Source organism: Herbiconiux daphne (assembly GCF_024979295.1).
Classification (GTDB): Bacteria; Actinomycetota; Actinomycetes; order Actinomycetales; family Microbacteriaceae; genus Herbiconiux; species Herbiconiux daphnes.
In genome coordinates this window covers 1-1,210 of the sequence record NZ_JANLCJ010000111.1, presented here as the reverse complement: position 1 = coordinate 1,210, position 1,210 = coordinate 1, and the positions used below count along the sequence as shown (strand labels likewise).

Annotated in this window: 2 protein-coding genes; both read right to left on the bottom strand. The window is 29.6% G+C overall.

Going from position 1 to position 1,210, the window contains the following annotated elements:
* Window positions 1–123: 123 nt before the first annotated feature.
* Complete coding sequence (locus N1032_RS23395; RefSeq protein WP_259542753.1) at window positions 124–507, bottom strand: DNA polymerase; 384 nt, start codon at window positions 505–507, stop codon at window positions 124–126.
* A gap of 12 nt (window positions 508–519) precedes the next feature.
* Window positions 520–936, bottom strand: a complete 417-nt coding sequence (locus N1032_RS23390) for a hypothetical protein (RefSeq protein WP_259542752.1) — start codon at window positions 934–936, stop codon at window positions 520–522.
* Window positions 937–1,210 lie beyond the last annotated feature (274 nt).

Sequence of the window (1,210 nt, the reverse complement as noted above, 5' to 3'; positions counted from 1 at the left end):
CTTACCATACAATCCATTTTGTGTAGTCTTGTGAGAATTTCTCTCAGTTTTTGATTTAGCATTTATCTTTAATAATGACATTTCATTAATTCACTCAGTGAATATAAATTTTGTTTTGAAAAATCATCTTTCAAGAACATAGTAATTAACACCTTCTACAAGGTCATATGTAAGTTTCAATTCATCTAATTCTTCTTTTAAGTAAGCACAAGTAATATTCTCTGCCATTTCAAGATATTTGTTTTTAGATAGTAAACCTGCTTTTGGATTATGCAAATGGTTTGGCATCTCTAAATCTTTCTTTATGGTGTGAGATATATGTATATAGATAATTTCAACATATGAACCATCAGGTTTATATTTTAAAGGTTTTCCATATGGCATTTTCTTTGTTGCCATTATAAAAGGATAGAGTGAATTGACATCTATTGAGTGACCATCAAGAAAAGTAAGATGTCTATTTCTTGTTAGTTCATTACCAATGGTAAGACCACCTTTATATGCCATTTTAAATTTAAGTCATTGTTCTTTTGTTAAATGATTATACTCAAATGTTTTTCCAGATTTAGATGTGTATGAACCACCAAAGTCTTTGACATATTCATATTGACCATAATATTCCTTAAATGATTTTAGTGCAGTTCCAGCAGTTGTATAACCATGTTTTGGATAATGGGTTTTATATTCTGAATATGCCTTAATGACAATATCAATATCTCTTTCCATATATTCCATTAGTTCAGATGGTGCATCATCAACATCAATGTATTCTCTTATTTTTGAGTAATCATATTCCCCTTTTGGAAAGCCCATTTCATCTCCCATTTTTGAAACTGAAGATAATAATAATCTTGCAGTATCTCTAAATGTAGTTGTTTTTCCATTAGCATGAGTTACCTTGATTTGATAGATAGTTCCCCTATCATCTTTAACCATTGTAAATTCAAGTGGTGGGGCTTTTTTGATTTGAGGGTCATTATTAGGGACATACCCATTTTCTATAAGAGAGTGAATTATGAATTCACCATCTCAAGATAAATTATGAAAGAAGACTTTTCCTATTCTTTCTCTGGTAATTGTCTTTCAAAAAGACTTGTCATTTACTCCATTGAAATATGTTAAATCATTTAGTTCTTTCAATCCCCAAGTTCTAATACCTGTAATATGGTCTTGATTATCAATGTTACTTTCAAAATCGCCTATTCATATT